The organism is Catenulispora rubra, from assembly GCF_015356825.1.
In the GTDB taxonomy this organism is placed as follows: Bacteria; Actinomycetota; Actinomycetes; order Streptomycetales; family Catenulisporaceae; genus Catenulispora; species Catenulispora rubra.
Map to the genome: position 1 here is coordinate 1 of NZ_JAACYW010000707.1, position 583 is coordinate 583.

Here is a 583-nt window from a genome sequence, read left to right on the forward strand (position 1 = left end):
GGGTGTGAGTGCTCTGCGATCTTCTTTAGAGTCCTGACACGTCACGGTTGTCGGGCCGCCCCCAGAGCCGCCGGGGCCGGCGCTCCCAGCGCGTCGGCCCCGGCTGAGCCCGCCACGCGTTCGGAGCAACGGCTGGTGCCCGCCACAACCCGGGGCGGCCCCGCTTTGTCGCGCCGAACAAACCGCGGAACTGCGCGTAACGCAGCCGGGCACCCCGCGTTTGCCAAGCGTGGAGATCAGGGAAGCGGACATCGCCGCCATGGGCCGGGCCGAGCTCGAGGAGCTCATCGACCGGGCGGTGCGCCCGGACGTGCCGCTTCGGGTGCTGTTCGCCGCCCTGGACCGGTACACCGAGCTGCTGCGGCCGGTGCTCGACGACGAGCCCCGGTCGGGCACCGGGCCCGGCCGCGGTATCGGTGGTGCCGACGGCGGTCCTGGTGGCGGTGCCAGCGGTGGTGCTGGTGGCAGTGTCGGCAGCGGTACCGGCGGCGGACCGCACGGATCGCATCCCGGAGCGCACCCCGGACCACACCCCGGGTCGCACTCCAGTTCCCACCCTGGAGCCCACCCCGGAGCCCACGCC

Annotated in this window: 1 protein-coding gene; it reads left to right on the forward strand. The window is 73.9% G+C overall.

Features of this window, described 5'->3' with window-relative positions:
- Positions 1-229 precede the first annotated feature (229 nt).
- A partial coding sequence (locus GWK61_RS55060; protein ID WP_194922363.1) for a hypothetical protein occupies positions 230-583 on the forward strand: 354 nt, incomplete at its 3' end.